Source organism: Deinococcota bacterium (genome assembly GCA_030858465.1).
Lineage (GTDB): Bacteria > Deinococcota > Deinococci > Deinococcales > Trueperaceae > JALZLY01.
Genome location: JALZLY010000055.1, coordinates 1 through 5,775, shown reverse-complemented (window position 1 = coordinate 5,775; position 5,775 = coordinate 1). Strand labels below are relative to the sequence as shown.

Annotated in this window: 6 protein-coding genes; 2 read left to right on the top strand and 4 right to left on the bottom strand. The window is 68.9% G+C overall.

The window, feature by feature from the left end; all coding sequences use genetic code 11:
* The 3 genes from dprA to cysS all read right to left on the bottom strand — a co-directional run.
* On the bottom strand, positions 1-1,067 hold a 1,067-nt coding region (gene dprA / locus M3498_02775), incomplete at its 3' end, for a DNA-processing protein DprA (protein MDQ3458221.1).
* Between the two features lie 22 nt (positions 1,068-1,089).
* A complete protein-coding gene (locus M3498_02770; protein ID MDQ3458220.1) occupies positions 1,090-1,638 on the bottom strand; it encodes a Uma2 family endonuclease in 549 nt (182 codons plus the stop codon).
* A gap of 72 nt (positions 1,639-1,710) precedes the next feature.
* Positions 1,711-3,165, bottom strand: coding sequence for a cysteine--tRNA ligase (gene cysS, locus M3498_02765; protein ID MDQ3458219.1), 1,455 nt, complete (start codon positions 3,163-3,165; stop codon positions 1,711-1,713).
* A 320-nt stretch (positions 3,166-3,485) separates the two neighbouring features.
* Here cysS and M3498_02760 point away from each other — a divergent pair, with 320 nt between their 5' ends.
* Both M3498_02760 and M3498_02755 read left to right on the top strand, forming a co-directional pair.
* A complete protein-coding gene (locus M3498_02760) occupies positions 3,486-4,082 on the top strand; it encodes a hypothetical protein (protein ID MDQ3458218.1) in 597 nt (198 codons plus the stop codon).
* An 87-nt stretch (positions 4,083-4,169) separates the two neighbouring features.
* The gene (locus tag M3498_02755) at positions 4,170-5,528 is read left to right on the top strand and encodes a PQQ-dependent sugar dehydrogenase (GenBank protein MDQ3458217.1); all 1,359 of its coding nucleotides are present in this window, start codon (positions 4,170-4,172) and stop codon (positions 5,526-5,528) included.
* A gap of 24 nt (positions 5,529-5,552) precedes the next feature.
* Here M3498_02755 and M3498_02750 read toward each other — a convergent pair.
* Positions 5,553-5,775, bottom strand: a 223-nt coding sequence (locus M3498_02750; GenBank protein MDQ3458216.1) for a hypothetical protein, incomplete at its 5' end; no start/stop codon positions are given.

Below are 5,775 nucleotides of genomic sequence, written 5' to 3'. Positions count from 1 at the left end.
TTGACGGCGCCCTTGAGCTCGAGCACGGTGAGCAGCGGCAAGAGCGCGGTGGCGCTCTGCCCGCTCGCCGCGATGAGGTCGTCCAAGAGCGGCGAGTCCTGGGCGCGGATGAGCGTGACCAACTCCCGTTCCGCATCGCTGAGGGGCGGGCCCGAACTCTCCTTGGCGGCCGACCAGCCGAGCTCGCTCAGGATGTCGTCCGCGTCCTGGGTCAGGACCGCGCCCTGCTTGAGCAGGTCCAAGGTGCCGCCCGCCTTGGGGTCGCCCGCCCGGCCCGGCACCGCGAACACCGTGCGGCCCTCCTCGAGCGCCAGCGAGGCGGTGATCATCGAGCCCGACTTGTGCGTGCCCTCGACCACCAGCACGGCGCGGGCGAGGCCGGAAATGATGCGGTTGCGGGCGGGGAAGTGCTCGGGGCGCGGGCCGGTGCCGACTGGGTACTCGCTCACCAGCGCGCCGCGGCCAGCCAGGATGGCGTGGCCGAGCCCCCCGTTCTCCCTGGGATAGATGGTGTCCACGCCTGAACCCAGGACCGCCACCGTCTGGCCGCTGGGAACGGAGAGGGCGCCCCTATGCGCCGCGGCGTCGACGCCGCGGGCGAGTCCCGAAACCACGGTGACGCCCGCTTGTGCCAGGCCCTGGGCCAGCCTGTGGCTCAGCCCCAGCGCATAGTCGCTGGCGTCGCGCGTGCCGACGATGGCGACGCTGCGAATCTCGGATAGCTCGCCGCGCAGCGCCTGCGGCAGTTCGCCCTTTACAAAGAGCACGGGCGGCGGGTCGTAGATGCTCCTCAGCGCCTCGGGGTAGTCCGGGTGCGCCAGGTGGATGAGCGTGGCGCCCAACCGCGCGGCGCGCTCCAACTCCCCTTCCGGCCGCTCGGAGCGCTTGGCCTCCAAGAGGCTGGCGACCAGCTTGGGGCCGAGGCCCGGCACCGCTCGCAGCTCGCGCTCGGAGGCCGCGTAGACCGCCTCGGCGTCGCCGAAGTGCTCGGTTAAGAGCTTGATCTTGCGCGGTCCCAAGCCGGGCGTGAGGGCGAGCGCCAGATATGTGCGGGTGAGCGTGTCCATGAAGCTCGCATCTTACCAGAGCTCAGCTGAACAGGCTTGCGACCGGCACCCTCCAGCCGGGAACGACGTCGCCGCCGTCCAAGCTGTCCTCTGCGGTCAAGACGGCGACCTCGCTCAGTGAGCGGTAGACGGTGATGAGACGCTTGCGCGGGTTGACCACAGCGACCATATGCGTCCCTGCCTCGAGCCAGTCGACCACTTTTTCCTCGACCTCGGTGTAGCTGTCGCCGGGTGAGATGACCTCCACCGCCAGGTCTGGCGCGCCCGGCCAGTACCCTTCGGTGTCTCCAGCCTCCTCGAGACGTTTGCGGCTCACGAAGGCGACGTCGGGCGCGCGCACGACATCGGGGTTCGAGGCGAGCTTGAAGCCAGTTTCGGCAGCATAAACCCTGCCGAGGTCGTTTGCTCTGACATGTTGGTCGAGCGGCGTGGACACGTTCATAACGATCCCGCCGTGCTCGTGTCCAGCCGGGGCCATCTTTCTCAGTTCTCCTCTGACCAGTTCATAGCGAAAGCCGTCGTCGGGCATCCTGAGCAGGTCTTCAGCGGTGATCTTTGTCCGTACAGTCATGTGCGAACCTCGCAAACAAACCTTAGCACAGAACCTAGTCAGGTCGGGCCTATCCAGTCGCGCTGTCCGCCGTCAACTTAGCTTCCAGCGGCTGCCCTCGGCGCCGTCCTCGAGCACGACGCCGAGTTCGCCGAGCCTGTCGCGGATGGCGTCGGAGGTCTTGAAGTCGCGCTGGGTGCGCGCCTCCTGTCGCTGCTCGAGGATGAGCCCGAGGAGGCCGTCCAGGAGTTTCAAGTCCGCCTGCGCGGCCTGAGCCTCCACATCGCCGAGCACGCCCAGGACCGTGCCTGCTAAATCCTCGTAGAAGGTCTTGGCGAATGCCAGGTAGTCTGCCAGGTAGTCTGACAGGTAGTCTGGGCCCGGCTTGCCCGTGAGCTTGGCGTTGACCTCGCGGGTGGCGTCGAAGAGAACAGCCAAGGCCTGCGGGGTGTTGAGGTCGTCGTTCATGCTCTCGGCGAAGCGCTGGCGGTAGGCGCCAAAGGGGTCGGATCCACCGGGCGGCGTGTCTTCGGGCAGGCGCCGCAGGACCTCGCGGTAGGCATCCCGGATGCGTTTCAGGCCCTGAGCCGAGGCCTGCAGGCTCTCCGCGGAGAAGTCGCTGACCGAGCGGTAGTGGACACCCAGGAGGTGAAAGCGCACGGCCAGCGGGTCGTGGTTCTCGAACAGCCTCTCCAGGGTGACGAAGTGCCCCTTGGACTTGGCCATCTTTTCGCCCGAGAGTGTCACCATGTTGAAGTGCAGCCAGTAGCGGGCAAAGGGCATGCCGGCGCCGCGCGCCTGCGCCAGCTCGCACTCGTGGTGGGGAAACAGCAGGTCCAGGCCGCCGCCGTGGATGTCGAAGGTGTCGCCCAGGTACTTCGTGCTCATCACCGAGCACTCGAGGTGCCAGCCGGGGTAGCCCTCGCCCCAGGGGCTTCTCCAGCGCATGATGTGACCGCCCTCGGCCTCCTTCCAGAGGGCGAAGTCGCGGGGGTCGTCCTTGTCGCCGCGCACCGTGACGCGGGTGCCCTCGAGCGTTTCGTCGCCCTTGCGCCCGGAGAGCTCGCCGTAGGGTTCCCAGGCCGACACGTCGAAGTAGACGTTGCCGCCGCGCTCATAAGCGAGGCCGCGCGCCAACAGCTCCTCGACCAGCGCGATCTGCTCGACGATGTGCCCCGAGGCCCTGGGGACGACGCTGGGGCGGCGCACGCCCAGCTTGGCCAGGGCGTCGAAATAGGCCCAGAAATACTTTTCGGCGATCTCCATGGGCTCGAGCTTTTCGAGCGCCGCGCGCTTTTGCAGCTTGTCCTCGCCCTCGTCGGCGTCGCCCACGAGGTGGCCCACGTCGGTGATGTTGGAGACCAGCCGCACCGTGTAGCCTTGGTGCTCGAACCAGCGCCTGACCACGTCGAAGAAGATGGGCCCGCGGGCGTGCCCCAGGTGCGGTTCGGAGTAGACGGTGGGACCGCAGAAGTAGATGCCTACGTAGCCGGGCGTGATCGGCTCGAAGGGTTCTTTTCGGCGCGTCAGGGTGTTGTAGAGCTGCACAGGAGAACTCCCGGAGGGCAAAGGATTAGGGGACGCGTCTTGGCGCGCAACGACAAAGCGAGCAATGGCAAAGCGCGCAACGACACCGCCTCGGGTGACGCCGCAGCGGCGTCACCCGTGTGTGCGGCCAAGGCTGGCGGCGCGTCATGTCCAGAGTCTAGCACAGCGTTTTCGCCGCCGGGAATCGCGGTAGACTGAAGCGTGAAAGATCCCAGCCAGGATACGAAGGGGCAAAGGCCGGCGTCCTACCTCAGGAACGCTGAAGGGCATGGTGCGTCGCCTCACCACAAGGGGATGCGCGAAAGCTCTAGAGTGGGGCTATGACACGCCTCCTGAGATTCCTCTTGCTCTTCGTCATGCTGGTCGTCCTGCTGGCAGCCTGCGCGCCGGCGGCCGGGGACGCGCGGACCGCTGTGGTTCTCGTCAACGCGCCCGCCGAACATAGGGTCTCGGGCCTGGCGGAGAGCTTGCAAGGGCTGCTCGAGCGCGATCCGGCGGCCGGGCTCTACCGCTTCGCCTTTCCGGCGTCGGCCCGCTTTCAGGAGACGCACCGCGACATGTTCGGCCGGCGCGCGCCCCGCCAGGCCTACCTGATTGCCCGCAACCTGGGCGCGCGCTACGCGGTCATGGTGGCTGCGCCCGTCTACCACCGCGAGGCGACGCTGCTCCACTCGCCCCTTGGCGAGAGCCGCTTGGTGACAACGGCAGTGACGGTCGAGGTGAGCATTGTTGATGAAGGGGGAGAGGGCATCCTCTTTCAGACGCGCGCGGGTGGCGTGGCGAGCCGCCTCGAGTCGGCCCGGCGGCCGCTCGTCGCTGAGGAGGATGACCCCGACCTGAGACGCTTGCGAGAGCGAGCAGTCGCCGAGTTGGCCCCGGCGACTGCGGCCCGGCTGGCCGGGCTAGCGCGATTCTAGCGCCTTCAATGCGTCTCGCCGGGCTCCGGCGAGGCGTCGCCCTGACACCGACAGCCTTCTCGAGACCATTGGAACAGCAAAACGGGCGTGACGGCGCTCGAGCCGCCGCTCAGGTCCGCCCCCGCGCCAGGAAGCGGTGAGGGTGGCAATCCCGTCGCCGGCACTGCGGGGGCGCGAGGGGGTATTGCCGTGAGCCGGCAGGACTACCGCACGCTCTGCCTCGCCCTCTTGGGCTTGGCTCTGCTCGCCCTGCTCTTGGTGTTGCGCCCGGCCGCCGGGCCGCAGCGGGCTGAGAGGCTGGACTGCGAGACCGCAGCCGCGGGCGAGGCGCCTGCGCTTCGCCTCGAGCCCGTTCTGACCGGCCTCGAGGTGCCCGTCTTCGCCAGCCACGCCGGCGACGGCTCCGGCCGCCTCTTCGTCGTCGAGAAGGCCGGGCTGGTGCGGGTGCTCGACGGCGGAGAGCTGCAGGGCGAGCCCTTTTTGGACCTCCGCGGCCGGGTCGGCACCGTGGCCGAGGAGGGCCTCTTGAGCCTGGCCTTTCACCCCCGTTACCGCGACAACGGCCGCGTCTTCGCCTTCTACAGCCACCCGGAACGCCCCGCCTCGGTGGTGGCGGAGTTCTCGGCGCCGCCCGGACAGCGCGCCGACCCCGTCGGCCGGGTGCTGCTCGAGATTCCCCAGACCGCGGGCGTCCCCCTGCACAAGGGCGGCCAGCTCGGCTTCGGTCCCGACGGCTACCTCTACGTCTCCGTCGGCGACGGCAGCGAGTGGCCGCGGGGCAGCGCGCGCGCCCAGGACCTGGGCGACTTGCGCGGCAAGATCTTGCGCCTCGATGTCGGCTCGGGCGCGCCCTACCGGCTGCCCTGGGGCAACCCTTTTCGCCGCGTGGGAGATGCCCGGGGCGAGGTCTGGGCCTACGGCTTCAGAAACCCCTGGCGCTTTTCGGTGGACGCCTGCAGCGGCCGCGTCTTCGTGGCGGACGTGGGCGAGGCGCGCTTTGAGGCGGTCTACCTGGCGGAGGCGGGCGGCAACTACGGCTGGCCGGTCATGGAGGCGGACCGGTGCATGTCCGCGGTGCCGGACAGGCCCGACCTCTCCAGGGACGCTTGCGGCGAGCACCGCTTCCTCTGGCCGATCCACGCCTACCCCCACCTCTGGCTTGACCCCGGCGGTGGCAATTCGGTGATCGGCGGCTACGTCTACCGCGGCCGGCGCCTGCCCGCCCTGGCGGGGCGCTACCTCTTTGCCGACTTCTCCTCGGGCCGGGTGTGGACGCTCACCGAGACCGAGGCCGAAGACGCCGCGGGCCCCTACCCGCTGTGGCGGGCCGAGGAGGTGTACCACGACGACCAGCGCTTTACCGCCTTTGGCGAGGACGAGGACGGCGAGCTCTACCTGATGAGCGCCTCGACCGGCGTGCTGTTTCGGATCGCGCTCGAGGAGTGATTCCTACCGCGCCCTCCAGCCCCTTCAGTCCTCGGCCCATAACCGCTGCAAGGCGTAGTAGGCGGGTTTGAGCCGGTAAGCGTACTCGGGCTCTTGCCAGCGCGGCAAGCTGTAGCGGCCGGTCAGAGCGACGTCTTCGGCGACGAACCAGAGGCCGATGTCCGCTACCTCCAGGATGTGGCCGGGGCTGGGGCCGTCGAAGACGTAGCCCGCGCTGGGGTCGGTGACCATGAGCAGCGTCCAGGGC